General features: G+C 61.1%; 19 protein-coding genes and 5 pseudogenes. 8 read left to right on the forward strand and 16 right to left on the reverse strand.

The annotated features are described in order from the left end of the window. Positions 1 to 39: 39 nt before the first annotated feature. A complete protein-coding gene (locus A3220_RS00905; RefSeq protein WP_062361355.1) occupies positions 40 to 597 on the forward strand; it encodes a cytochrome b/b6 domain-containing protein in 558 nt (185 codons plus the stop codon). 161 nt (positions 598 to 758) lie between these two features. Here A3220_RS00905 and A3220_RS00910 read toward each other — a convergent pair whose 3' ends face one another. Then, on the reverse strand, positions 759 to 1,625 hold the full coding sequence (locus A3220_RS00910) for a LysR family transcriptional regulator ArgP (RefSeq protein WP_058578669.1): 867 nt from the start codon (positions 1,623 to 1,625) through the stop codon (positions 759 to 761). A gap of 160 nt (positions 1,626 to 1,785) precedes the next feature. On the opposite strand from A3220_RS00910, the pseudogene A3220_RS00915 reads away from it, so the two are divergent. After that, positions 1,786 to 3,442: pseudogene (locus tag A3220_RS00915) on the forward strand (multidrug ABC transporter permease/ATP-binding protein). Positions 3,443 to 3,488: 46 nt separating this feature from the next. On the opposite strand, the gene A3220_RS00920 reads toward A3220_RS00915, so the two are convergent. The 4 genes and pseudogenes from A3220_RS00920 to A3220_RS00935 all read right to left on the reverse strand — a co-directional run. Continuing rightward, the gene (locus A3220_RS00920; protein WP_062372434.1) at positions 3,489 to 4,256 is read right to left on the reverse strand and encodes an ATP-binding cassette domain-containing protein; all 768 of its coding nucleotides are present in this window, start codon (positions 4,254 to 4,256) and stop codon (positions 3,489 to 3,491) included. Positions 4,257 to 4,306: 50 nt separating this feature from the next. Further along, positions 4,307 to 4,525 (reverse strand): hypothetical protein, encoded by a 219-nt coding sequence (locus A3220_RS17675; RefSeq protein WP_062372437.1) that lies wholly within the window; start codon positions 4,523 to 4,525, stop codon positions 4,307 to 4,309. Positions 4,526 to 4,724: 199 nt separating this feature from the next. After that, the gene (locus A3220_RS17680) at positions 4,725 to 5,048 is read right to left on the reverse strand and encodes a glycerophosphodiester phosphodiesterase family protein (RefSeq protein WP_062372440.1); all 324 of its coding nucleotides are present in this window, start codon (positions 5,046 to 5,048) and stop codon (positions 4,725 to 4,727) included. Between the two features lie 258 nt (positions 5,049 to 5,306). After that, positions 5,307 to 6,476 (reverse strand): annotated as a pseudogene (locus A3220_RS00935) (IS1380 family transposase); the annotation flags it as partial. 37 nt (positions 6,477 to 6,513) lie between these two features. Between A3220_RS00935 and A3220_RS00940 the strand changes: the two are divergent. Next, positions 6,514 to 6,915, forward strand: a complete 402-nt coding sequence (locus tag A3220_RS00940; protein ID WP_062372443.1) for a DUF6691 family protein — start codon at positions 6,514 to 6,516, stop codon at positions 6,913 to 6,915. Positions 6,916 to 7,019: 104 nt separating this feature from the next. Here the strand turns inward: A3220_RS00940 and A3220_RS00945 are convergent, their stop codons facing one another. The 9 genes from A3220_RS00945 to A3220_RS00985 form a co-directional block, all read right to left on the reverse strand. Beyond that, on the reverse strand, positions 7,020 to 8,384 hold the full coding sequence (locus A3220_RS00945; RefSeq protein ID WP_062372447.1) for an NADH-quinone oxidoreductase subunit N: 1,365 nt from the start codon (positions 8,382 to 8,384) through the stop codon (positions 7,020 to 7,022). Beyond that, positions 8,384 to 9,853, reverse strand: coding sequence for an NADH-quinone oxidoreductase subunit M (locus tag A3220_RS00950; RefSeq protein WP_062372451.1), 1,470 nt, complete (start codon positions 9,851 to 9,853; stop codon positions 8,384 to 8,386). Before A3220_RS00950 ends, A3220_RS00945 begins: the two co-directional genes overlap by 1 nt. Before the next feature lie 15 nt (positions 9,854 to 9,868). Further along, positions 9,869 to 11,767: a proton-conducting transporter membrane subunit gene (locus tag A3220_RS00955; RefSeq protein WP_062372457.1), complete on the reverse strand. Its 1,899-nt coding sequence runs from the start codon at positions 11,765 to 11,767 to the stop codon at positions 9,869 to 9,871. Further along, positions 11,764 to 12,075: an NADH-quinone oxidoreductase subunit NuoK gene (gene nuoK / locus A3220_RS00960; RefSeq protein WP_036206236.1), complete on the reverse strand. Its 312-nt coding sequence runs from the start codon at positions 12,073 to 12,075 to the stop codon at positions 11,764 to 11,766. Before nuoK ends, A3220_RS00955 begins: the two co-directional genes overlap by 4 nt. Further along, a complete protein-coding gene (locus tag A3220_RS00965) occupies positions 12,072 to 12,608 on the reverse strand; it encodes an NADH-quinone oxidoreductase subunit J (RefSeq protein ID WP_036206233.1) in 537 nt (178 codons plus the stop codon). The genes nuoK and A3220_RS00965 overlap by 4 nt, the downstream gene beginning before the upstream one ends. Further along, complete coding sequence (locus tag A3220_RS00970; RefSeq protein ID WP_062372459.1) at positions 12,608 to 13,504, reverse strand: complex I subunit 1 family protein; 897 nt, start codon at positions 13,502 to 13,504, stop codon at positions 12,608 to 12,610. The genes A3220_RS00965 and A3220_RS00970 overlap by 1 nt, the downstream gene beginning before the upstream one ends. After that, positions 13,501 to 15,099, reverse strand: a complete 1,599-nt coding sequence (locus tag A3220_RS17685; protein WP_252860392.1) for a heavy metal-binding domain-containing protein — start codon at positions 15,097 to 15,099, stop codon at positions 13,501 to 13,503. The genes A3220_RS00970 and A3220_RS17685 overlap by 4 nt, the downstream gene beginning before the upstream one ends. A gap of 263 nt (positions 15,100 to 15,362) precedes the next feature. Continuing rightward, entirely contained in the window at positions 15,363 to 15,725 is a 363-nt protein-coding gene (locus A3220_RS00980; protein ID WP_036206228.1) for an NADH-quinone oxidoreductase subunit A, read from the reverse strand. A gap of 233 nt (positions 15,726 to 15,958) precedes the next feature. Further along, on the reverse strand, positions 15,959 to 17,212 hold the full coding sequence (locus A3220_RS00985; RefSeq protein ID WP_062372463.1) for an IS256 family transposase: 1,254 nt from the start codon (positions 17,210 to 17,212) through the stop codon (positions 15,959 to 15,961). 276 nt (positions 17,213 to 17,488) lie between these two features. On the opposite strand from A3220_RS00985, the pseudogene A3220_RS17690 reads away from it, so the two are divergent. Then, positions 17,489 to 17,656: pseudogene (locus A3220_RS17690) on the forward strand (IS3 family transposase); the annotation flags it as partial. 15 nt (positions 17,657 to 17,671) lie between these two features. Here the strand turns inward: A3220_RS17690 and A3220_RS00990 are convergent. Together A3220_RS00990 and A3220_RS00995 are read right to left on the reverse strand one after the other, a co-directional pair. Then, a pseudogene (locus A3220_RS00990) lies at positions 17,672 to 18,697 on the reverse strand (LacI family DNA-binding transcriptional regulator); the annotation flags it as partial. Positions 18,698 to 18,838: 141 nt separating this feature from the next. Beyond that, a pseudogene (locus A3220_RS00995) lies at positions 18,839 to 20,314 on the reverse strand (alpha-amylase family glycosyl hydrolase); the annotation flags it as partial. Between the two features lie 3 nt (positions 20,315 to 20,317). Between A3220_RS00995 and malE the strand changes: the two are divergent. Genes malE through malG form a run of 4 tightly spaced genes read left to right on the forward strand, consistent with a single transcriptional unit; the run spans position 20,318 to position 23,514 of the window. Then, positions 20,318 to 21,220 (forward strand): maltose/maltodextrin ABC transporter substrate-binding protein MalE, encoded by a 903-nt coding sequence (malE, locus tag A3220_RS17380; RefSeq protein ID WP_252860393.1) that lies wholly within the window; start codon positions 20,318 to 20,320, stop codon positions 21,218 to 21,220. Continuing rightward, positions 21,133 to 22,293 (forward strand): maltose ABC transporter permease MalF, encoded by a 1,161-nt coding sequence (gene malF, locus A3220_RS01005; protein WP_164834366.1) that lies wholly within the window; start codon positions 21,133 to 21,135, stop codon positions 22,291 to 22,293. Before malE ends, malF begins: the two co-directional genes overlap by 88 nt. Before the next feature lie 5 nt (positions 22,294 to 22,298). Continuing rightward, positions 22,299 to 22,598 carry an ABC transporter permease subunit gene (locus tag A3220_RS17695; RefSeq protein WP_164834367.1) on the forward strand — a complete coding sequence of 100 codons (300 nt, stop codon included), beginning with the start codon at positions 22,299 to 22,301 and terminating at the stop codon, positions 22,596 to 22,598. A 25-nt stretch (positions 22,599 to 22,623) separates the two neighbouring features. Further along, a complete protein-coding gene (gene malG, locus A3220_RS01010; RefSeq protein ID WP_013333439.1) occupies positions 22,624 to 23,514 on the forward strand; it encodes a maltose ABC transporter permease MalG in 891 nt (296 codons plus the stop codon). The last annotated feature ends 153 nt before the right edge of the window (positions 23,515 to 23,667 follow it).

The raw sequence follows: 23,667 nt of genomic DNA on the forward strand, positions 1-23,667 counted from the left end.
AAGCTAACGCTGACGACGCTACTGGGCAGGGAGTTTTGAATGCACGAGTTAGATCACTATATCTACCCGCATCGGGTGCTGCACTGGCTGGTAGCACTGGCGGTGCTGCTATCGCTAGCGAGTGGCTTAACCCTTGGGTTTTTGGGCTATGAACGTACTGTAGCGCTCGTCGGGAATACGCTGACCAACCTACTTTATACTAGCCATAAGACCCTGGGCGTCACGGTTCTGCTGCTGATGACGCTGCGCATTATTACCCGAATTGCCTTTGTAGTACCGGATCATGATCCGCCCCTGAATGCCTTTGAGCGCATTGTGAGCACCAGCGTGCACCATTTGCTCTATGTGGGGCTGGTCGTTATGCCGCTCCTCGGCTGGGCAGCCACCGCCACAGGCGGTTTTCCGGTGGAATTTTTCCACTGGCATTTGTCAGGGCTACTAGGTAAGAATGAGGCGCTCTCGGAAACTCTGTTTATGTGGCACGAGCGTGTAGGTTGGGCACTGGTGGTGCTGATTACGCTGCATGTGGCTGGCGCGCTGTTTCATTGGCGAATTAAGCGCGATAACGTGATGAAGCGCATGAGCCTGTTTGATTAAATCGCTGCCTACGCATCTTCTAAGTCACGCTGAACCATAGCCATAAAAACGGGTGGTTTGGCGTGCTTTTTCCGTACTCATAAGCTGCCGTTGGAGAGTAATGGGGCTGCTCTGGTTCCTTGAGTGTAGACCTCTTTTTAGAGCCCTGAGTAAACATGATGCTAAAGCGTGAGATGGTTCAGCCTTTCCGTTAGTCGCTGAATCAGCTGCCCGCTGTGACGCCAATAGTGCCAGTAGAGCGGTACGGTTAATCCTTGCCCCGGTGCGATACTCACCAGTTGGCCTGCTTGCAACTGTTCAGCAGCTTGGCGCTGAGGAATCATGCCGTACCCAATCCCCGCCGTTGCTAAGCGCACGAAGCCCTCTGACGAAGGGCACAAGTGGTAGGGGAAGTGCCCTTGGTAGCCGCACTGCGCCAAAAACTGGTGCTGTAGCTGGTCGTGGGGGCCAAAGACGATAGCGGGGGCTTTTTGAAACGCCTCTGCGCTCGGGCCTTCCGGAAAAAAGCGTGCGGCATAGCTGGGCGATGCCAGCGGTTGATAAGACATATCCCCCACGTGTAGGCAGCGGGCACCGGCAATTGGGTTGGGTGTGGCGCATAGGCAGGCGGCAACATCGCCATCGCGTAGACGCTTTAAGCCTACCTCCTGGTCTTCAATGACCAAATCCAGCAGCACCTCTTCCGTTTGGCAGATATCCGCCACGGCGTCGGCCCACCAGGTCACCACGCTATCGGCATTCAGGGCAATGCGTAGCCTTGGCGCGGCTTTTTCTAGAGAGGGAAGAGCATCGTGTAAATCGCGCTCCAAGAGCTGCACCTGCTGGTAATGAGCTAATAATCGCTGGCCGGCAGGCGTGGGCGCGAGAGCGGGGTGGCGCACCAGCACCGGCTGGCCCAAACGAATTTCCAGCGCTTTTATCCGTTGAGAGATAGCTGATTGCGAAAGGCCCATCACGTCGCCTGCTCGCTCGAAGCCGCCGCACTCCACCACGGTGGCCAGTGCATGCAGTAATTTGTAATCCACCATGATGTCCTCTCTGTTGTTGGCTCTGGCAGTTAATCAACACCGCAACGGCGAGTAAAGGAAGGCGCGCGGGCCAAGATGCGTAAATGAAAATCAGTCTCTTTGTTTGACTTGCCGGGGAAGTGCGTCACAATTCGCCGCTTATGTGTAAAGGGGTTGCAGCATGGAATTATTGCGAGTGGTGTTTCGCCATTACCGCTGGCCGTTTCTAGGCGCACTAGCGCTGAGCCTGGTGAGTGCTGGGCTTGGGGTCGGTGTGATTGCGTTCATCAACCAGCGGCTGATCGAAGCGGGCAGCGCCCTCTCCGCATTGCCCCAGTTTTTAGGGCTATTGGCGCTGCTGCTGGCGGTCACGCTGGGCACGCAGCTAGCGCTCACCTTGCTTGGCCACTACTTCGTCTTTGATCTGCGCTCCCGGCTGGTGAAGCGGATTCTGGATACCGATATCGAACGGTTAGAGCAGCTTGGTAACGCGACGCTGCTGGCAAGTCTCTCCAGCGATGTGCGCAATATTACCATTGGTTTTGTGCGCTTACCTGAGCTGGTGCAGGGCGTAGTACTCACGCTGGCCTCGGTGGCGTACCTTGCGTGGCTCTCGCCGCAGATGGTGGTGATCACCGTGCTGTGGATGGCCTTCACCATGGGCGTTGGCTGGGTGCTGGTATCGAAGGTGTATCGCCACTTCCATCAGGTGCGCGAAAGCGAGGATCGGCTGTATAAGGATTATCAATCGGCGATCGAAGGTCGCAAAGAGCTGGCGCTTAACCGTGACCGTGCGCGGCGCTTTTTTTGATGAATCCTACACGGATAACGCAAAAGCGTATCGCCACCATATTATTCGCGCAGACACCTACCACCTCAGCGCCAATAACTGGTCCAACATCATGATGCTGGGCGCTATTGGCGTAGTGTTCTTCATGGCCAACGTGCTGGGCTGGGCAAGCCCTGCGGTGGCAGCCACCTTTGCTCTAACCCTGCTGTTTTTACGCACGCCCTTGATTCAGGCCGTGGGCGCATGGCCCACGTTAATCAGCGCCCAAGTGGCGTTCGATAAATTGGCCAGCCTGGAGCTAGCGGAGTACCAGCCGGGCTTCGATGTGGAGGATCGTTTCCAAGGTTGGCAGCGCTTAACGCTCACCAACGTGGTGTATCGCTACACGCCGTCCTCCGGGGGGGAAGGCTTTCAGGTGGGGCCGTTGAACCTCACCCTAATCCGTGGCGAGCAGGTGTTTCTGATTGGCGGCAACGGCAGCGGTAAATCGACGCTGGCGCGCCTGCTTTCAGGGCTGTACCGCCCGCAAAGTGGCCAAATGAGTGTGGATGGCAAAGAGCTTAGCCCGCCAGAGTGGGCTGCGTTTCGGGCGCGCTTTGCCAGCGTCTTTACCGATTTTCACCAGTTCGACCAAGCCATGGGGCCGGGTGGCAAAGCGGCTGACCCGGTACTGGTCGCGACCTGGCTCGAGCGGCTGCAGATGCAGCAAAAGCTTGAATGGCAAGATGACCGCGTGGTGAATACGCAGCTCTCGCAAGGGCAGCGCAAGCGTTTGGCACTGCTGCTGGCGATTGCCGAAGAGCGGGATATTTTGCTGCTGGATGAGTGGGCGGCGGACCAGGACCCGCAGTTCAGGCGGCTGTTTTACCGCGAACTGTTACCTCACTTGAAAGCGATGGGCAAAACCGTGTTTGCCATTAGCCACGACGACAGCTACTTCGTCCATGCGGACCGCTTATTGGAGATGTCTAAGGGGCAATTGAGTGAGCTGACGGGAGAGCAGCGGGCACAGGCCAGTGAAGATGCGGTGGCGCAGATCAGCTCGTGAGCCTACAGCAGCCACCGACGCAGGGTGGCCACTTTTCAGCGGCCAGCTACTGGGCAACGGCGATATTGTGCTCTCCATTGGGGTGTCGGATGACTTGCATCGGCAACCCGTAAATGGCTTCCAGGGTGCTGTCGCGCATTAGCTCGTGGGGAGAGCCGTGTGCCAGGAGTCGGCCGCTGTGCAGGGCCATCAGCTCATCGCAGTAGCGGGAGGCCATGTTGATATCGTGCAGCACGATCACCACGCCCAAATCGAGCTCGTCGCACAGCTTGCGAATCAGCGCCAGCACTTCGATTTGATGGGCAATATCCAGCGCCGCCAACGGCTCGTCCAACAGCAGGAAGCGGCTGCCCTGGGCAAGCAGCATCGCCAGCCAAACCCGCTGGCGTTCGCCGCCGGAGAGGGTGTCGACCAGTCGGTCGGCGAAGGCTTCCGTATGCGTGAGCGCAATGGCGCGTTCCACGGCTTCTTCGTCGGCCTGGGTGTGGCGCCCCAAGAGACCGTGCCACGGATAGCGGCCAAAGCCGACCAGTTCACGCCCGGTCAAGCTCTCGGCGCTCGGCAGGTGTTGAGGAAGGTAGGCCACTTGGCGAGCAAACTCACGATGCCCCCAGTCACTCAGCGGGCGCTGATCGAAATGGATCGCGCCCCGAGCGACCGGCTGCTGCTGTGCCATCAGCTTGATGAGCGTCGACTTGCCGGAACCATTATGGCCAATCAGGCCATACACTTTGCCTTCGTGAAACGTGTGCTCGATGGGGTTGAGGATGGGTTTGCCATTGACTTCAAACGTGGCGTCTTTGATCTCGAACATGGACGACTCCTGGTGGCGAATGCATCAATCATCATGCTGCCATTCTAGTGCTAATGGTTCTCATTTTTAATGAAAAAATGAAAAAAAATAGCCGAACGCTCAATGGGACCCGCCTTGTACTCATCGATCATCTTCTGGGCGTAGGCCTGCTGAGTGAAACCCTCGGAAGTATGCCCGGTGAACGGCATGTCGACCTCGTGGGATTTCAGTTCCGGTGCCATCATGATCCCCTGCTGCTGGAAGAGCACAATACTGTTGGCATGGCTCATCAAGGTACCAGGGGACGTATAGAGGTCTGTGCGCCACCCTGGGGTGCCCGTCACTTACACCACGATACTCGTGGCATCGCTATTCACGCCCTTGCAGCGTATGAAACTCCGCGAGCGTTATGTCACTAGTGCAGCAGCGTATATCGGCCGCGTTGGTCAACGCGCCGGTGGTGTCATCGAACGCTGGCGGCACGCTGCACTACCCGGCCAATGGCGTCTCGACGATATTGGTGGTGGCGTGGAGGTCACACTGTGAGTGGCGGCAGACTAGTGCTTCGTTGGCGGTGAAGGCGACGTCGCACTCCAAGATATCGGTCCCGCCCTGAGCGCCTGCGATATACGACTCGAGCGTGTGTTCGGGAAACTGAAGCGGTGCGCCCCGATGCCCAATCGGCAGCGGCGAGCAGTGCCAGGTGGTTCGCTCGGCGGCACAGATCAGTAACGTCGCTTTGAGTGCCTGCTCGTGAGCATTGTCCGCACTCATGTCGTTGACCAGAAAGAGCGGGCGGGGTCCCAGCGTCACTGCCTACGCCGCCTCGATCAGCGCCTCGTTCCAGCGGGGCGTCTTCTCGCTCTCTTCAGCAATGGCAAGGGCAGGAGCCAGCAGGCTGCCTAGCCCGGATGTTGCACCGGGTCAGTCAGAAGTCCCCAGATGCCAGGCTCGGTGGGGATAAAAGGGATCTGGAGTGGAGTTTGGCTGCTTTTTGATCAAGTTCCTGTGCTCAGGGCGCCCCCCCCACCCCCTATGTCTTTTCTGTGCCGGGGACAGCACGCCGCGGTGCTATCCAGGCACCAGTTTGCCAGCCAGCTTCAGGAAGAGGTCCTGCTCCGGGTACTGGCTGCTCAACATCAGCCGGATGGTGCGCGTGTTGCGGGTGATGACGGCGCCGATCTTCAGCAGCTTCAGGCGGATGGTGTTGACCTGGGCTTGGGCGAAGGCGGTGCGCTTAAGGTAAATCCGACGCAGCCGCTCCAGGAGCAGGTAGGCCAGCCCCGAGAGCAGCAGTCGGTACTGATTGGGCCACCATTCGTGGCAGCTGGTGCGGTCGGAGAACAGGAACTGCTGCTCCACATAGCGGGTGTTGAAGCCACGCCGGCTGGTCTCGGACTTGACGATCACCCTTCGTCGACGCTCCTTCCAGCTCTTGGCAGCGTACTCGATGAAGCCGAAGACACGCTCCTTCTCCCAACTCTTCTCGAAGCGGATAGCCGACGTGTAGTCGATGTCCAGAGCCAGCTTGGCCAAGCGCTTGTTGCCGGCGAGGCCGATGATGTAATCGACGCCGTGGCGGTCGCACCAGTTGAGAATCAGCGGACGGCAGAATCCGCTGTCGCCTCGGAAGACGATCTTCACCTCAGGCCACGCCTGGCGCAGCCGCCGGACCAACAGGGCGAGGATGGCGCCGGCGTGGTGAGCGGCATCCAGCGAGGCCGGACGCAGGTAGCTGACCAGCAGCTGGTCGCCACAGAACACGAACAGCGGCAGGAAGATGTAGTGGTTGTAGTAGCCGTTGAAGTGCCGCCCGAGCTGCTGGCCATGCACCCGATCGGCGGTAGCATCGAAGTCGAGGTAGAGCGGCTTCTTGGGTGGCCGCCGGAACGAGCGGATGAACTGCTCGATCATCTCCTCGTGGATGGTGATCGCCCAGTCCCGGTCAGCTTGCTGCTCGAAGCGGCACAGGGTGGACTGACTGGCCAGCACGCCATCGGTATCGACGGCGGTCTGCAGGGCGATGTCGTGACGCAGCGCCTGGTGGTCGTTGAGATCCTCGTAGCCCAGCGCCAGGCCAAACACGCGCTGCCGAACCAGGGTTTCGGTGCGATGCAGGCAGCGTTGAGGATCGCGGTCATCACTCAGCCGGCGAGCGATAGCGCGGGTCAGGCCCATCTCGCGATCGAGCTGCCGCAGCAGCAGGATACCGCCGTCGGAAGTGACATCACCGCCATCGAAACGTTTACGTCGTCAGACTCATGACAGGACACTCTTTATGAAACTGATTTTTGGTTACCTGGCTGGTTTGTTGTTTGGCCTGGGTCTGGCTATTGGCGGTATGACTGACCCCCATCGTGTTCAGGGCTTTCTCGACGTCTTCGGTAACTGGGACCCAACGCTCATATTTGTGATGGGCGGAGCCGTGGTAACAACGTTTGTCGGCTACCAATTGGTGTTCCGTCGCCAGGGCCCTCTGTTCGCGGAAACGTTTATCGTGCCCACACGTCGTGATATTGATACCCGTTTATTGATTGGTGCGGCTGTGTTTGGGATAGGCTGGGGTCTATCAGGTTATTGTCCGGGCCCGGCCTTTGCGTCAATAAGTGGTATAACCTGGCCTCTCGTGGCGTTGTTGCTGTCGATGGTCGCTGGTTGGTGGCTGGCTCGCCGGGTCTGAGGTAGCGCAGCATAGTTTGTCTGCTGGGGTAAGATGGCGATTTCTTGACCACGTCAGCGTTCGGCGGCTTTCTCGCATGGATGCCGAACACAACACTAGGCACATCATACGATGTCGCGAACAATCATAAACTGGGCACCCAGTCCGATGATGAATGTGGCTGCAACCGTCGCAAACACCACGAATCCCAGCCATGCATCAAGCTCAACGGATGCAGAATCCCCTCCCCTGTACATCGGCACAACAATGCGCAGATACACTGCCAGCGACAGTGCACTATTGATGATCGCCACCACCGCCAGCCATGTGAACTGGACGTCAATGGCTGCCGCAAACAGAAGGAACTTGCCGACGAAACCTGCCAGTGGCGGAATGCCCACCAATGACAGCAGGAAGACTACCATTGCGATGGCAATCAAAGGCCGCGACCGGCCCAGCCCGCTAAAATCGTTCAGAGTGCGCCCGGCTATGGCGGCAACCGCGAAAGCGCCCAGGTTCATAGCCGCATAGGCGGCGGCGAACAGAATGATCGATGGTAAGGCCAGCTCACTGGAGCCCACCGCGAGGATGCCCAGCAGGAAATAGCCGGACTGGGCAATCGACGAATAGGCCAGCAGCCGGATGACGTTATCCTGCACCAGTGCCGCAAGATAGCCATAGGTCATGCTCAGCACGGCCAGCCCCGCCATGACCGCAGCCCAGCCGGTTTCCGGTGGCAGGTGACGAACCACCTGAGTGAGCGCAAACAGGGCGCCAATCTTGGGCACGACGGATAGGTAGGCGGCAATCGACAGTGGCGCGCCCTCGTAGGCGTCGGGTGCCCAGAAGTGGAACGGAACCAGTGATGCCTTGTAGCCCAGGCCCACTACCACAGCCACGAACCCGAGAATAACGGCCAGCGGCATCGCGTCCATGGCCGGCAGATCGGCGATCAGCGTAGAGCCGGAGGCACCGAACCAGTAGCTCAGGCCGAAAATCATGATCGATGTGGTGACTGAAGCGAACACAAAGAATTTCATGGCGGCTTCGGTCGCCGGGTCGGTGTCCGGATAGGCGACCAGGGCGAAGGTGGCCAAACCGGTCAGCAGCGTGCCCAGCACCAGAAACATGGTGTCCCCTGCCCCCGCCAGCACCAGGGCGCCGAGAGTGGAAAAGATCAGCAGGCTGTAGACCGTACCCTCACGGGCGCTGCCTCGGACATCCACCCGCGCCAGTAACATCGCAAGCACCGTTGCTGGCAGCAGAATGAGCTTGGCCCAGATGCTTAACGTGTCGATCCGGAAGCTGCCGCCAAATATCGTTGTGTCTGTGCCGAGCAGGCGCAGGGCCAGCCCCGTGGCAACCACCAGGCCGATGACGGCAATGATCAGCGAAATCCGGGGTTGTCGCAGCATTTCCGCGATCAGGGCACCGACAGCCGTCAACAGAACGGCAATTTCCGGAATGATTAATGCGAGATCTCGACCCATTACAGCACCAGTGCCGATGTGGTCCGGTGAATAACGTCCAGCACCCAGGACGGCGCCACGCCGGTGGCAACGGTGAGCACCAGCAGGGGCGCCACCGCGAGAATTTCTCGCGGGCTCAGATCCGGCATTTTATTCCAGCGATCCCGGGGCTCACCCAGAAAGGTTTCACGCAGTGCCTTGAGAAAGGTTCCGGCGATAATGGCAATACCCAGAATCACCACAACCGCGATGGGAGTAGTGCCCAGGGTGGCGAGAAATATTTGGAACTCTGCCGGGAAGTGCGCCAGGCCAGGGAGACCCAGAGACGCGAAAGCCGCCAGCACAAAGGACCAGCCAAGCAATGGAACCGTTTTGAGCAAGCCGCCAAACTCCCCCATTTCGCGGGTATGGGCGCGCTCCTGAATCATGCCCACCAGGAAGAACAGGGCACCGGTGACCAGGCCGTGACTGAACATCTGCAGCACGGCTCCATCCAGCGCGACGGCACGCACCGACGGGTCCAGAGTCAGTGCGGCAACGGCAACGCCGACAATGACGTAGCCCATGTGGTTGATTGAGGTATAGGCCACCAGGCGCTTGAGATCAGTTTGTGCCAGGGCGGCAAAGGCACCGTAGATTGCGCTGACGACACCGAAAAACAAAACAACGATGCCGGCATCGCGGAGGGCGTCAGGGGTCATTTGCAGGGCGAACCGCACCAGCCCGTATGTGCCGAACTTCAGCATGATACCCGCCAGGATGACGCTACCAACGGTCGGTGCCTGCACGTGTGCCGCAGGTAACCAGGTATGCAGGGGTATCGCAGGAATCTTGACCGCGAAGGTAATCAGCATGGCGATCAACGCCCACATGGCCGCCGCCCCCTCGAGGGGAGGGTTGGCAATCCACGCCCGCATATCGAAGGTGGGGTCGGGGCTGCCGAGGTAAAGCCCCAGAATTGCGAGCAACAGTGGCAGGCTGCCCAGCAGGGTGTAGATAAAGAACATCAGGGCGGCCCGCTGCCGGTCTTCATGTCCCCATCCGGCAATCATGAAATACATCGACACCAGGGAAACTTCGAAGAAGACGTAGAACAGAATGCCGTCCAGGGCGGTAAAGGTACCGATTGCCGCGGTTTCCAGAAGCAGGATCAGAGCTACGTAGGCACGCGGACGGTCGCGAAGCGACGACGCATAGATCAGAGAAACCAGGAAAAGCACGGCACTCAGCAGCACCAGCGGCAGGCTGATGCCATCAACCCCGACCCGGTAGGCGGCGCCAATGGCCGGCATCCATACCAGCTCTTCGACCTGGGAAAAGCCGTCACCACTCACGCCCTGAAGCCACATGGCCAGAGCGCCGACCAGGGTCAGGGCGGCACTGGCGATCGCTATGCTGTGCACCGTCCGTGCCGTCGGCTTCGGCAAACACAGAATCAGCACAGCGCCGACGAGTGGCAAAAACAGGGTCAGGGATACAAGTGGTAACATGAGTACAGGGTTCCTTTAGACACTCAGTGAAGCTGAAAACAGGATGGCCAGGAGCACAGCGGTGGCTACGGCGCTGATCGCCAGGCTGTGATGGATCAGGCCGCTTTGCAGGGTTCTCGCCCGCGCGCCGAGGTCCCGCACACCGGCCACGAGGGCAAAGATCAGGCCGTCGATACCACGCTCATCCCCGCTGCGAACCCAGCGACCCACCGCCAGATTGGCGCGGCCGACGCCAAGTACGGCCAGATACAAACGTTGTTCCAGTCGCTCGCCCCCACGGGCAATGCTGAGAGCTGTATGACCAATGGCAAGCGCGGCCGCGTACAGATGATCCTCCAGACGGTCACAGCCCCGGGCAACAGCCATTGCGGGCCGGCCTATCCAGGCGGTAAGCCCGCCCGCGACCTCCAAACCCGATTCTGCCCATTGATGGGCAGGTCCAAGCAGGCGCTGGACCGGCACCAGCCAGCCCAAGGCCAGCCCGACCAATGCGGCGACGAGCCCCAGCACTATGGCGACGGTACCTGCGGTTTCCGGAGCGGGCAGATCAAGTATTGTTTCCAGGGGACCAAAGGCCAGACCCAGGCCAGCGGCGGGGATCGCCAGACCCCAGATGCCAGCGCGCATCCAGCCAGTACCTTCTACCGGCCGGCTGTCGCCCGAGCCCTGCCAGAGCACCCGTAAAGCCCGGCCCATATAGGCGCCGGTAAGCAGAGTGCCCGCCAGAGCCAGGGGGCCGAGCCAGGCGGCGCCTTGCCCCGACAGCGCGGCAGCAATTACCGCATCCTTGGAAAAGAACCCGCTCAGCGGTGGAATGCCCGCCAGTGCCAGCGCTGCCAGCGCAAAGCCGGCAAAGGCCCAGGGCCTGGCGCGGCCAACGCCTTTCAACTGATCAAAAGCGGTACCCTCGCGGGCATGTTGAAAGTCACCGGCAGCAAGAAACAGGGTGCTTTTAATGGCAGCATGGGCGAGAAGGTGCAACAGCGCGGCTGTCGGAACCCCGGCGCCCACTGCAATCAGCATCAGGCCGTACTGACTGGCCGTGGAAGCCGCCAGCAGGCGTTTGAGATCACGTTCGGCAAGCGCAATCACCCCGGCCGCCACCGTGGTGATACCACCCACAAGCCCTATAGCGAAAAGCGCTTCAGGACTCAGCAGCGTCGCAGACCGGATCAGCAGAATGGCGCCCGCCGCCACCAGCGTGGCCGAGTGCAGCAGCGCCGAGACCGGTGTCGGGCCGGCCATGGCGCGCATCAGCCAGTCCTGCAGGGGAACCTGGGCCGACTTACCCATGGCCGCCAGCAATAACAGCAGGCCGGCGGCGGTCGAGGCACTACCGCCAACTTCCAGAGAGGCGGCGATCTCACTGGTACCTGACGACCCGATGAGTATGAATATCGCCACATAAAGCCCGAGATCGGCGCTGCGGGTATAGAGAAAAGCACGGCTGGCTGCGTTTGCGGCTTCCGGCCGCTGGAACCAGAAGCCGATCAGCAGGTAACTGCAGAGGCCGATGAGTTCCCAGGCCGCCAACAACAGAACCCAGTCGCCAGCCAGCACCAACGCCTGCATCGCCGCCAGGAACAGCGACATTACGGCATAAAAGCGCGCCTGGCCGGACTCCCGCTTCATATAGCCGATGGCATAAACCAGAACGAAGGTTCCGACCGTGGCCACTGCCACACTCAGCAGTGCCGTCATCGGACCCGAAACCAGGCGCAAGGGCATGTCCGGCAGCCCGGGTAGAAGCAGGGTTTCGGCCTGGCCGTCAAGGGCTCCGGCCAGCAGCCGGACACCGCCTGCCAGGCTGAGCGTCGCGCCAGCCAGGGCCAGCGCAGCGCTGCCACGGCGCAGTATCAACACCGCCAGGGCGGCTATCAGCGGTGGCAATATCGGCAGAAGCACTGCACTCATCCTTTCAGGTCCTCCGCTTCTTCCATCTCGACTGAGCCCTTGGCCCGGAAGCGCGCAATAGCAACGCCAAAGCCGACCGCCATCTCCAGTGCCATAACCGTCATCACCACCAGCACAAACATCTGGCCGGAATAGGCTTCCGGATGCAGAAAGCGCCAGAAAGCCACCAGATTCACCATGGCGCCTGCCAGCATCAGCTCCACGCCCATCATGATCATCACCAGATTGGTCTGTGACAGAGCTCCATAGACTCCGATACCGAACAGGATGGCGCCGGTCACAAGCGCCAATATCAGAATCATGGTCATTCCGATGCCTCCTTGCCGTCTTTACTCGCCAGCTTTTTCACCGGTATTGACACCGCAGTGGCCGCGATCATTGCGGTCAGGATGGTGATGCCGGCGGTTTCGAAGATCATCATTGAGCGTCCCAGCAGTTCCATGCCCAACGCCCGTGTCTGCGCTTGCGCGTCCACCACCTGCTCCGCTGCGGGGCCCCAGTCGGACAGCAGCGCAACGGCGATGGCGACAACGGCGGCACTCACCCCGGCACCTATCGAGAAGCGCTTCTGGTGGCTCATATCCATACCGCCAAGCCCGCCGGGATCCATCATGAACATCACCATGAAGATGGCCATGATGCTCATCTCGGTGGCCATCATCATGATCTGCAGCACGCCCAGGAATTCGGTTTGCATCGCCAGGAACAGGCAGCCGACGGCGGTCATCGAAAACAGCAGTGCCAGTGCGGAACGCATCATGGACGAGGTGCGAAACACCACCACGCCGAAGCCAATGGCAGCCAGCCCGAAAACGGCAACGAAAAAAGCCTGTGCATACATCAGGGAACCACCAGAATCAGTAAGCCGACAATAATGATATTGAGCAGTGCGAGGGGAATACCCAGGACCCAGCACCACCGCATCAGATTCGCCTCGCGGATGCGTGGCAGATAGTGGCCGACGAGCAGCATCGACACGGCCACGGCCAGGGTCTTGATCAGGCTCCAGGCCGAGGGCGGCAGCAGCGGCCCATGCCAGCCGCCGAGATAGAACACCGTGGTCGCGGAGGCCAGCGTAACCACCAGCGTCAGCCGGGCAAGGCGAAGCACCGCCAGGCGTACCCCGGTATACTCAGCGTCGACACCGCCGCCAAGCTCCCCCTCTGCAGAAGGCAGGTCGAAAGGGGCGCGGAATGCCAGTGCCATGGCCGCAATATAAAACAGCACGAAGCCCAGGGGCTGGTAGACGATGTTCCATAGACCCGCTTGGGAGCCAACGATCGCAGTGTTTGCCAGGGATTCGGCACGCATGGCCACGGCCGTGATCGGCATGACAATCAGCATGGAATAGGCAATAAGCTGGCCCAGAAAGCGCCAGCCACCGATCATCGCGTAGGCTCCATCCGGCCCCCAACCCGCCATGATCACCGCGACGAGCACGTAGGCCAGGGCCGCGTTCACAAACAGTGCGCCAGTGCCAAGGTCCGCAATGATCAGGTCCGGCGCCAGCGGCAGGACTGCCATACCGAGCACGGCGACAACCAAAAGAAGCACGGGCGCGGCCTCGAAGAAGACCCGGTCTGGTGAGCGCGGTACTATGGACTCACGGCCGAGGTGAGCCAGGCCGCGAAACAGAGGCGCGGCCGGGCTCAGGCGACCAGTCGCCATCCAGCCCTCAACCACAGCCAGCAGCCAGGCGCTGCCAAGCAGCGCGAGCAAAACAATAGCGACGGTCACGAAGTCACCTCCCAGGGCGAAAGGTCCAGTGACCCGACTGCCAGCAGCGCATCGCCCAGTTCCTGGCCCTCGACAAGCTTAGGGACCAGGCCGATATGCTGACTACAGGCGGTGTCCAGCTTGTATGACTTAACATGGCCGCGCTCCAGTTTCAGACTTAGCCGGGCCTCGCCGCGCGGAGTGTCAACGGTGGCCTCACCGGTTCCTGACACATCGCCAACGTCGCGCAGAACCGGCAGCTCCGGTTCCCCGCCCGACTTTATAAGGTCAAGGCTGGCCGAAATTTCGGCCAGGCGTTGCCACAGGCGCGCCCAGGCATCACCGCCTTCATCCGCAGCACGCGCTACGGGCCCGCGCAGACCAAAAGAGTCCGTTGGCAGTAGGCCGACACCCTTAAGCCGAGATTTGAGCAAAGGCGTTCGCCCGAGGCGGATAGTTAATTTGTGCAGCGCTGGCTCCAGTGCAGCAAGACTGTCCCTGTTAGCCTCTCTGACTTGCAGTTGCAGAGTTGCTGCCCGTTGCGTCAGCCAGGCAAAGCCGAGCTGGCGCCCTAACTGAGCCAGCCAGCCAAGGTGACTGGCGATGCGCTCACGCTCAAGGGCGCCGGTGCGAGCACCGGCGTTTGCCGAATCGTCCTCCAGCCCTGCCGCTTGCTCTATTGCCAGACAGACTAAAAGACGGTAGCTCACCGGTGCCAGTGGAATTGCGGCTGACAGATACCCAATGAAGGTCTCGGCATCCATCTCTTCACTTTCTTCAATATTCTCACCTTCGCTGGTCACCCCCACCAGGGAGGTCGCCTGCCCCTCCGTTACGCCGTCACCATCAAGGGTCAACGTCAACTTCAGTCCGCCGGGCAAGCCGGGGAAGACCGGACCGAACGGCACCTCAAGCCAGTCCATCTGCAGGCCATCGGCGCTGCGTGGCAGATCCTTGGTGACTTCAATCATCGACATGAATCCCGAGGCGCCATGATCGTGGCCACCGTGATCGTGCCCTCCATGCTCATGCTCACCGTGATCATGGCTGGAATGTTCATGTTCTGAGTGGCCCTCATCTTCCCCGTCCTCGCGGACTACCAGGTCCATACCGCACTTGGGGCAGCTGCCAGGCTCGTCCCGAACAATTTCGGGGTGCATGGGGCAGGTATATTCGGTCCCGGCATTTTCGTGAGCGTGTTCCGGTTGGTGTTCGTTACTGTGTTCGTTACTGTGGTCGTGGTCGTGGTCGTGGTCGTGGTCGTGGTCTTGGCTCTGGTGTTCGTGATCATGGTGATGTTCATGATCGTGGCCGCCCTCAGGGGTTTGCTCCCCCGCTTCGCGTGCTACCAGATCCATGCCACATTTGGGGCAACTGCCCGGCTCGTCTTCGACAACTTCCGGGTGCATAGGGCAGACGTACTCGATTTTGACGTGCAGGACGGAGGCATCAAAATCCTCCGCTGAAGTAGCGAAGGCACCTTCCGCCAGTGCCCGCTTCAGCCGCCCAACCGCGTCGGCCAGTGCCTTTTGCGACAGACCCGCTGATACATCAGCATCCGGAAAAGACGATGGCGTCTTGCCGCCAAGCATGAGAATAGTGCGGGGCCGGGGCATCTGCGCATAAAGCACCGTTGCAACCTCGCCCATTTTTTCTGAAAGCCCGCCGACGATCAGAAGCACATTCGCATCACGGGGTGAGGCGCTGACACGCATGCCGGTGGCACTCACATTCAAGCCATGCGCCAGAGCGACATCCTGTCCCGGGACGATGAGACAACTCAGGTCACGCGCAAATGCACGGGAAACCCACTTCTGAAGAGCGGCAAACCGTGTCTGCCTCTGACGCGAACCTGTGGTGTTAATGGGATGATCAGAAGTCATTGACGCCTCAATGCCCCCTGACTCCAGCCATAAAGCAGGCCCAGAAAGAGGATGGCAAGAAATACGCCCATATCATACAAAGCAACCAGCCCTACTTCTTTGTACACGACGGCCCATGGGTACATGAACGCCATTTCCATATCGAAGGCCAGGAACAACAATGCGTAACCGTAGTAACGCGCGTGATAGCGCCCCCACACCGGATCCCGCGACAGCACACCGGAGCTTGCCGGCACATCCTTGCCCGGCTCCCCGCGCGCAGAGCCCATCACGCGCACAAACCCGTAAAGGCCCAGGATGGTAGCCACGATGCCGACCACCAGGGCAAGTAAAAGACTATACAGTTCCAAAAAACTCATTATCCAATCCTCGGATCGAGCAACCAAATAGCCCCTCACTCTCTTGCCAGGATGCCCGATGAAAATAATTCCCGGGTACCCTACTCCAGTCCGTGATGCTTCCCTTCGTATAATTTAACATTCCTGATCTCGCCTCCCTCATTGACCAATTCGAAATTATTGCCAGACAAAGGCTTTATCTTGTTACAGGAATAGTTGCGACCGGAGTTATTGTCAAATCTGGTGTATGAGCATCAGGCGGCGTCTCTGCCGGATTGATCATCCACCCGTTCTCCATCCCGAAACTGAACGTTATTCACGACCAGCTTCAGTTGGTTAAACCCCTTGATCCGCTTCCAGCGTTTCTGGGCGGATTGGAGCAATTTAAATACCATCGATAACGTAGTGTCGCGGTTGCCACAGGACCGGCTTCGCTTGGTCCTCAGCCTGACTGTGGCGAAGGTGGACTCAATGGGATTCGTGGTCCTCAAGTGAATCCAGTGCGCTGCCGGGAAATCGTAAAAGGCCAGCAGTTCATCCCGGTCTTTTTCGAGGTTTTCCATGGCCTTCGGGTACTTGTCCCGGAATCGCCTTAACGTGCTGTCAAAGGCTTTGTGAGCGCCATCACGGGTCTCCGCCAGATAGATCTCATGCAGGTCTGACTTCACCTTCGGCTGTACGGACTTGGGCAGCTTGTCCAGCACGTTGGCAGTCTTGTGAACCCAGCACCTCTGGTGCCGGGTATCCGGAAACACCTTGCTCAGCGCTTTCCAGAAGCCCAAAGCCCCGTCGCCTACGGCCAGCTTGGGCGCATTGTCCAGGCCACGTTCACGCAAGCCGGTGAGCAGCTCTCGCCAGCTGGCTTCGGACTCGCGGTGGCCATCTTCCACCGCGACCAGCTCCTTGTGGCCATGCTCTGTGACCCCGATAATCACCAGCAGGCAAAGTCGATCATCCAGACGAACATTGCTGTAGACACCGTCTGCCCACCAGTAGACGTAGCGCTTCTGGCCCAGGTCACGGCGACGCCAATCCTCGTGCTCCTTCAGCCACCGTGCCTTGAGCCGTGACACCGTGTTGGCGGACAGGCCCTTGGCCTGCTCGCCGACCAAGGCACTCAGGGCCTCCTGGAAATTGCCAGAGGAGACACCGCGCAGGTAGAGCCAGGGGATGAGTTCATCCAGACTCTGGGCCCGCTTCAAATACGGTGGCAGGAGCTGACTGTTGAAGCGAATGCCGGAGCCGCTGCGGTCCCGGACCTTGGGCACCTGAACGTCAACATCTCCAACGCCTGTCTGAATGGTTCGCTTTGGTAAATGACCGTTTCGGACTACCGCCTTGCGACCACCGGGTGTCAATACATCGGCATACTGATCCAGTAGCCCCTGAAGCTCAGACTCGACAGCCCGCGCAATCAGGTCACGGGCACCCTGTCGGATCAGATCGTGCAAGGGATCGTTCGTGGTCGCCTCTGGTTGTGAAAGAGCATGCAGGTTAGACTTGGACATGGCGTATCCATCCTCTGTTGGTTGTGATCTTGGTGGTGATCAACCAACAGGATACGCCATCCTTTCAGCCTGCTTCCATACACCAGAAATCACCATAACTCAACGGGCGGGCGATGACCTGACGGCCTTTGCAGCGTGGAAAGGAAGCGGACGGCGTGGTACATTTTGTCATGGCGGCTGAGGCGGTTGGTTCTTGTGTAGGAGCTTGAATTATAACCGATTTTCAGCCGCCTTTTTCATGTCTTATGCAATATCCAGGTTAAGCGGGTTGTCCGCATGGTCTTCGATCACGCGGTCGATTACCCCACCCAATGGGCGTCTACCGGCGCCATTGCCCCCAAGATTGGCTGTACACCGGAGACTCTGCGTAGCTGGGTTCGTCAGGCCGAACGTGACACGGTACATCGAGAAGGCACGACCACTACTGAACGCGAGCGGATCAAAGCCGACGATCAGCTCGGTGGCCAGCAGGCTGGGTTCGGCGGGGACGAGGCCGAGGATCATGCGTGCGGTGATGCGCCCCTTCTCGGTGCTGTCCTGGCGCACCGTGGTCAGGCGCGGCGAGCGGTACTGCCCTTCGGCGATGCCGTCGAAGCCGGTCAGGCGCAGGTCCTCGGGGATGCGCAGGCCACGCTGCTCGGCCAGGGTCAGGGCGGTGAGGGCAATGCGGTCGGACATGCACAGCAGCAGATCCGGCCGTTCGTCGTCGGGCAGGTCGAGAATGGAGGCGATCACCGGAGCGCAGATGTCATGGGTATTCTCCTCGATATTCCACACTGGCACCGCCGCCGGGTCGATGCCGTGTTCCTCGAAGGCGCGATGGAAGCCATCGAGACGGGCGCGGGTAATGGTGCGTTCGGCGGTCAACCAGGGTTGTTCCTCGGTCACCCGCCCGTTGCAGGGTGTCTCGGTGAGTCGCAGGGCGAGCACGCCGATGCGCCGTGGCGGTGTCGCCAGGGCATAGCAGGCGATAGCGTGACTGGCGGGCTCATTGTCGATGTGCACCATCGGCTGGCCGTCGATGTTGAAATCCACGGCGACCAGGGGGCGCTGGGCGGGCAGTTCGTTGAGCAGCATCGCGCTCGGCATCAGGCCATAGACGATGAAACCGTCGGCCATGCTGGCCGTGCCGGAGGTCTGCCGCGAACCGGGTTGCCGACCCGATAGCAACAGCAGGGTATGGCCATGATCGTCGAGCACTTCGGCGATCCCGGTCAGCAGCTCGCTGGATACCGCGTCGTTCAGGCTGTAGGTCAGGGTCTCGGCGAGGACTACCGCGATGATCCGCGAGCGGCCGGTGCGCAGGGTGCGGGCGCGGGCATCCGGTCCTTGATAGCCCAGGCGCTGGGCCTCGCTGAGGATACGCTCGCGCAGGCGCGGCGAGAGCTGGTCCGGTCGGTTGAAGGCGTTGGAAACGCTGGCGGTCGAGACGCCGAGTTCGCGGGCCAAGTCCTTGAGTGTGATATGCCGAGAGGGAGGTGTCACAGCGGAGTTCCATGCCGAATGCGTTGGGTGCCCAGCATACCGGCACGGCCGGGACTGGCCCAGTCCCGGCCGTGCCGGATCCTCCGACCCGCCCTTCGGAGCTCGGCCATATTCGGTACCGAGCGCCCGGGGCGAGCGATGTCAGCGATCCGGCCAGCCATCGGCGGTCGAAGTGATGGCGATGCCTCGTGCCGGCAGCGTCACGCTGCCCGCTTCCCATCGGCCGTTGACGCATGACGGCGCGTCGTCCAGCGGCGTGATGGTCGTCGGGGCGGGCAGGGTGCGGGGCTCGTCGGTGAAGTTGAGGGCCACCAGGAGGCGTTCGTCGTCGTGCCGACGCTCCAGGCGCATGACGCCGTCGCGTACCGGGTGATGAACGACCTCGCCCTCGACCAGGGCGGGATGGTGACGGCGGAAGGCGAGGAAGGCGCGATAGGCGTTGAGCAGTGAAGCCGGATCGTCTTCCTGGCGGTCCACGGCCAGGGCCAGGTGCTCGGTGGCGATCGGCAGCCAGGGGGCGGTCGTCGAGAAGCCGCCATGAGCGGCGTCGTGTCGCCAGGGATGCGGGGTGCGGCAGCCGTCGCGTCCCTTGTAGGCGGGCCAGAAGGCGATGCCGGCGGGGTCGACCAGGGAGTCGAAGTCCAACGTCACTTCGCCCAATCCCAACTCCTCGCCCTGATACAGGCAGATACTGCCGCGCTGGGTGAGAAGGAAGGCCATGTAGAGGCGCAGGGCCGCCGCGTCTTGCTCGGCATTCCAGCGCGTGGCCAGCCGTGTCACGTCATGGTTGCCGAGTGCCCAGCAGGGCCAGCCGTCGTCGAGACGGGCTTCCATGGTGGCCAGGGTGTGATGCAGGTAGTCGGGGTCGTGCCGTTCGCCCAGCAGGTCGAAGGAATAGCACATGTGCAGCCGCTTGCCGCCCCGGGTGTAGTCGGCCATCACCGTCAGCGAATCGTCGTCGCCGACCTCGCCCACCGAAGTGGTGCCGGGGTATTCGTCCAGCAGGGCGCGCAGGCGCTCGAGAAAGGCCAGGTTCTCGGGCTGGGTCTTGTCGTGCAGATGGTGCTGGAAGGCATAGGGATTGTCCGGGCGGACACCCATGAAGCCTTCCTCGAGCGCCTCCCGTGGCGGGTTGTCGCGCAGCTCCCCGTGGGTGCAGAAATTGATGGCGTCGAGACGGAAGCCGTCCACGCCTCGATCCAGCCAGAAACGCACTTCGCCGAGGACGGCCTCGACGACCTCGGGATGGCGAAAGTTGAGATCGGGCTGCTCGGCCAGGAAATTGTGCAGGTAGTACTGGCGGCGCCGGGTATCCCATTGCCAGGCCGCACCGCCGAAGATCGATTGCCAGTTGGTGGGCGGCGTGCCATCGGGGCGCGGGTCGGCCCAGACATACCAGTCGGCGCGTGGATTGTCGTGATTCTGACGGCTCTCGACGAACCAGGGATGCTGGTCGGAAGTGTGCGACAGCACCTGGTCGATGATGACCTTGAGCCCCCTGGCATGGGCGGCCTCCACCAGGCGGTCGAAGTCCTCGAGAGTGCCGAACAGCGGGTCGACGTCCCGATAGTCGCTGATGTCGTAGCCGAAGTCCTTCATCGGCGAGGTGAAGAAGGGCGGATGTCGCCGTCGACGGAGTATCGCGAGCGCTATTTCGATTTCACCTGGGACGCGATGGTCTGGAATGGCGAAACCTACGGTTATCCCATTTCAGTGGAGTCGCTGGGCCTGATCTACAACAAGGATATCGTCCAGACAGCGCCGGAAAGTTTCGAGGCCCTGGCCGAGCTCGACGCCGAACTGAGCGAGGAGGGCAAGAAGGCGATCCTGTTCGACTACGGCGAACCCTATTACGGCTGGCCCCTGCTGGCCGCCAATGGTGGTTATCCCTACAAGCGGACCGCCGAGGGATATGACGTCGGCGACATCGGCGTCAACAATGCCGGGGCCGTGGAGGGCGCGCAACGCCTGCGCGAGCTGATCGACTCCGGCGTGCTGCCCGAGGGAACCGACTACAACGTCATGGCCTCGCGCTTCAATCGTGGCGAGGTGGCGACCATGATCAGCGGCCCCTGGGCCTGGAGCAACCTGGAAAAGAGCGGCATCGACTTCGGCGTGGCGCCGCTGCCCAAGGTAGGGGAGAAAAGGGCGAAGCCGCTGTTCGGGGTGACCGCGGCCATGATCAATGCCGCTTCGCCCAACGATTTCCTGGCCACCGAATTCCTCGAGGGCTACCTGCTCGATGAAGAAGGGCTGCGGACCTTCAACAGTGACGGTTCGCTGGGCGCGGTGGCGCATCGGGCCTATCAGGCGGAACTGGGCGAGAACCCCAATATCGCGGCCACCCTGGCCAACGCCGAGATCGGCGACCCCATGCCCAACATTCCCGAGATGGGGCCTTCTGGTCGGCCATGGAGCCGGCGCTGGTGGTATCCTTGCTGTGGCTGGTGGTGGCGTTCCACCTGCGGGGGCAGTGGATGTTCGCGTTGCTGTTCCTGGTGCTGGGGGCTTCCCTGGCGGTAGTGTTCGGCAAGCGCGAGCTGATGAGTCATCGCTACGTCTTCCCGGCACTGGCCGGCATGGGCGTCTTCGTGATCTTTCCACTGCTGTATACCGTCGGCATCAGCTTCAGCAACTACAGTTCGAGCAACCTGCTCAGTGAGGAGCGGGTGCGTGCCCAGTTTCTCGAGCGTACCTATCAGGCCGAGGGCAGCGCCTTCGATTTCCGGCTTTACCGCGAAGGCGAGCGTGTCCGGCTCTATCTCGAGGCCCAGGGGGAAGAGACGAGTATCGGGGCGTCGCGCCTGATATCCGAGCCCCTGGTCGACAGCGAGTCGGGAGGCTCCCTGGCGGTGCATCCCGCCCAGTCGCCACCGGCTGGAGAGGTCCTGGGCATGCGCGAGGTGATCGCCGAGCGCGAGCGCCTCCAGCGACTGGTACTGACCACTCCCGAGGGCGTCGAGCTGCGCATGGCCGGCTTGCGGCACTTCGCGCCGATTCTGCCGCGCTACACGGAAAACCCCGATGGCAGCCTCACCGATCTACGTGACGGGACTCGACTGACGCCGGATCGCGAGCATGGTTTCTTCGTCGACGGCGAGGGCGAACGCCTGACACCGGGCTGGCCGGTGTCGGTGGGGCTGGACAATTACGCACGCGTGCTGCTGGATCCCGACGTGCGGGGCCCCTTCCTGGCCATCTTCGTCTGGACCTTCGTCTTCGCCGGTCTCACGGTGCTCTTCACCCTGGCGGTGGGCTTCGTGCTGGCCTCGTTGCTGCAGTGGGAGCAACTGCGGGGCAAGGCCGTGTATCGCACGCTGCTGATCCTGCCCTATGCCGTGCCGGCCTTCATCTCGATCCTGATCTTCAAGGGCATGTTCAACCAGTCCTACGGTGAGATAAACCTGATCCTCGAAGGGTTGTTCGGCATCCGTCCTAACTGGTTCACCGATCCGGCCATGGCCAGGACCATGCTGCTGATCGTCAATACCTGGCTGGGGTATCCCTACATGCTGCTGTTGTGCATGGGGCTCTTGCAGTCGGTGCCGCGTGATCTGTATGAAGCCTCGGCGGTGGATGGCGGGGGGGGGGCCTGACCAACATGTTCCGGATCACCCTGCCGCTGATCATCAAGCCGCTGACACCGCTGCTGATCGCTGCCTTCGCCTTCAACTTCAACAATTTCGTGCTGATCACCCTGCTCACCGGCGGCAGCCCGGACATTCTCGGGGCGAGTACGCCGGCAGGCACCACCGACCTGCTGGTCAGCTACACCTATCGCATCGCCTTCCAGGATGCCGGGCAGGACTTCGGGCTGGCAGCGGCCATCGCCACCCTGATCTTCCTGCTGGTGATGGGATTGTCGTTGCTCAACCTGCGGCTCTCCCGGGTCGAGGTGTAGGTCCGGATTCCAGGAGGATTCTTCCATGGCCATGGTTCAACCGCGTTCCATCCGTGCGCGCAAGCTGGCCGCGCATCTCGCCCTGCTGGGTGTTGTCGCCCTGGTGGCATTTCCCTTGCTGCTGGTGATCTCGATCTCCTTTCGCGAGGGCAATTTTGCCACCGGCAACCTGATTCCCGAACGCTTCTCCCTGGAGCACTGGTCTCTGGCGCTGGGGATTCCCTGGGAGCGCGCCGATGGCAGCGTCGTACAGCCACCGTTTCCGGTGCTCTTGTGGCTCTGGAATTCGGTCAAGGTGGCGGCGGTGTCCTCGGTGCTGATCCTGTTGCTCGCCACTACCAGTGCCTATGCCTTCGCCCGTATGCGCTTTCGCGGCAAGGCGGGGCTGCTCAAGGGGATGCTGATTTTCCAGATGTTCCCGCCAGTGCTGTCGCTGGTGGCGCTTTATGCGCTGTTCGACCGGCTCGGCCAACTGGTGCCCTGGCTCGGCATCAACTCCCATGGCTCGCTGATTCTCGCTTCGCTCGGCGCTGTGGCCCTGCATATCTGGACCATCAAGGGCTACTTCGAATCCATCGACGGCTCCCTGGAGGAGGCCGCCATGATCGATGGAGCGAGCACCTGGCAGGCGTTCCGGCACATCCTGCTGCCGCTGTCGGTGCCGATTTTGATGGTGGTGTTCATCCTCGCCTTCATCATGTCGATCATGGAGTATCCCATGGCCTCGGTGCTGCTGCTCGACGAGGACAAGCTGACGCTGGCGGTGGGCGCCCAGCAGTATCTCGCCGAGCATAACCAGCGCTGGGGTGACTTTGCGGCGGCGGCGGTGCTCTCCGGCCTGCCCATCACCCTGGTGTTCCTGCTCTGTCAGCGCTGGATCGTCGGCGGCCTGACCGCCGGCGGCGTGAAGGGCTGACACTCCTCCTCCGCTTACTATCGCCTACGCCCCGTTCCTCCGCCCCTCATCCATGGGGCGGGGAGGACAACAGGGCGCCTCCTTTCCGACACAGTGATATCATGGCGGCATCCCGTCAGGGAGCCGTCGCCGCTAACGCCCGACCGGGCTTCA

The organism is Halomonas sp. KX33721 (assembly GCF_001596805.1).
Lineage (GTDB): Bacteria > Pseudomonadota > Gammaproteobacteria > Pseudomonadales > Halomonadaceae > Vreelandella > Vreelandella aquamarina.

Excerpts from the sequence above, each read along its gene's own strand:
- A3220_RS00905 (WP_062361355.1), top strand. The coding sequence starts at position 40 with ATGCACGAGTTAGATCACTATATCTACCCGCATCGGGTGCTGCACTGG.
- A3220_RS00910 (WP_058578669.1), bottom strand. The coding sequence starts at position 1,625 with ATGGTGGATTACAAATTACTGCATGCACTGGCCACCGTGGTGGAGTGC.
- A3220_RS00920 (WP_062372434.1), bottom strand. The coding sequence starts at position 4,256 with ATGTTCGAGATCAAAGACGCCACGTTTGAAGTCAATGGCAAACCCATC.
- A3220_RS17675 (WP_062372437.1), bottom strand. The coding sequence starts at position 4,525 with ATGAGCCATGCCAACAGTATTGTGCTCTTCCAGCAGCAGGGGATCATG.
- A3220_RS00940 (WP_062372443.1), top strand. The coding sequence starts at position 6,514 with ATGAAACTGATTTTTGGTTACCTGGCTGGTTTGTTGTTTGGCCTGGGT.
- A3220_RS00945 (WP_062372447.1), bottom strand. The coding sequence starts at position 8,384 with ATGGGTCGAGATCTCGCATTAATCATTCCGGAAATTGCCGTTCTGTTG.
- A3220_RS00950 (WP_062372451.1), bottom strand. The coding sequence starts at position 9,853 with ATGTTACCACTTGTATCCCTGACCCTGTTTTTGCCACTCGTCGGCGCT.
- A3220_RS00955 (WP_062372457.1), bottom strand. The coding sequence starts at position 11,767 with ATGAGTGCAGTGCTTCTGCCGATATTGCCACCGCTGATAGCCGCCCTG.
- nuoK (WP_036206236.1), bottom strand. The coding sequence starts at position 12,075 with ATGACCATGATTCTGATATTGGCGCTTGTGACCGGCGCCATCCTGTTC.
- A3220_RS00965 (WP_036206233.1), bottom strand. The coding sequence starts at position 12,608 with ATGTATGCACAGGCTTTTTTCGTTGCCGTTTTCGGGCTGGCTGCCATT.
- A3220_RS17685 (WP_252860392.1), bottom strand. The coding sequence starts at position 15,099 with ATGCCCCGGCCCCGCACTATTCTCATGCTTGGCGGCAAGACGCCATCG.
- A3220_RS00980 (WP_036206228.1), bottom strand. The coding sequence starts at position 15,725 with ATGAGTTTTTTGGAACTGTATAGTCTTTTACTTGCCCTGGTGGTCGGC.
- A3220_RS00985 (WP_062372463.1), bottom strand. The coding sequence starts at position 17,212 with ATGTCCAAGTCTAACCTGCATGCTCTTTCACAACCAGAGGCGACCACG.
- malE (WP_252860393.1), top strand. The coding sequence starts at position 20,318 with ATGTCGCCGTCGACGGAGTATCGCGAGCGCTATTTCGATTTCACCTGG.
- A3220_RS17695 (WP_164834367.1), top strand. The coding sequence starts at position 22,299 with ATGTTCCGGATCACCCTGCCGCTGATCATCAAGCCGCTGACACCGCTG.
- malG (WP_013333439.1), top strand. The coding sequence starts at position 22,624 with ATGGCCATGGTTCAACCGCGTTCCATCCGTGCGCGCAAGCTGGCCGCG.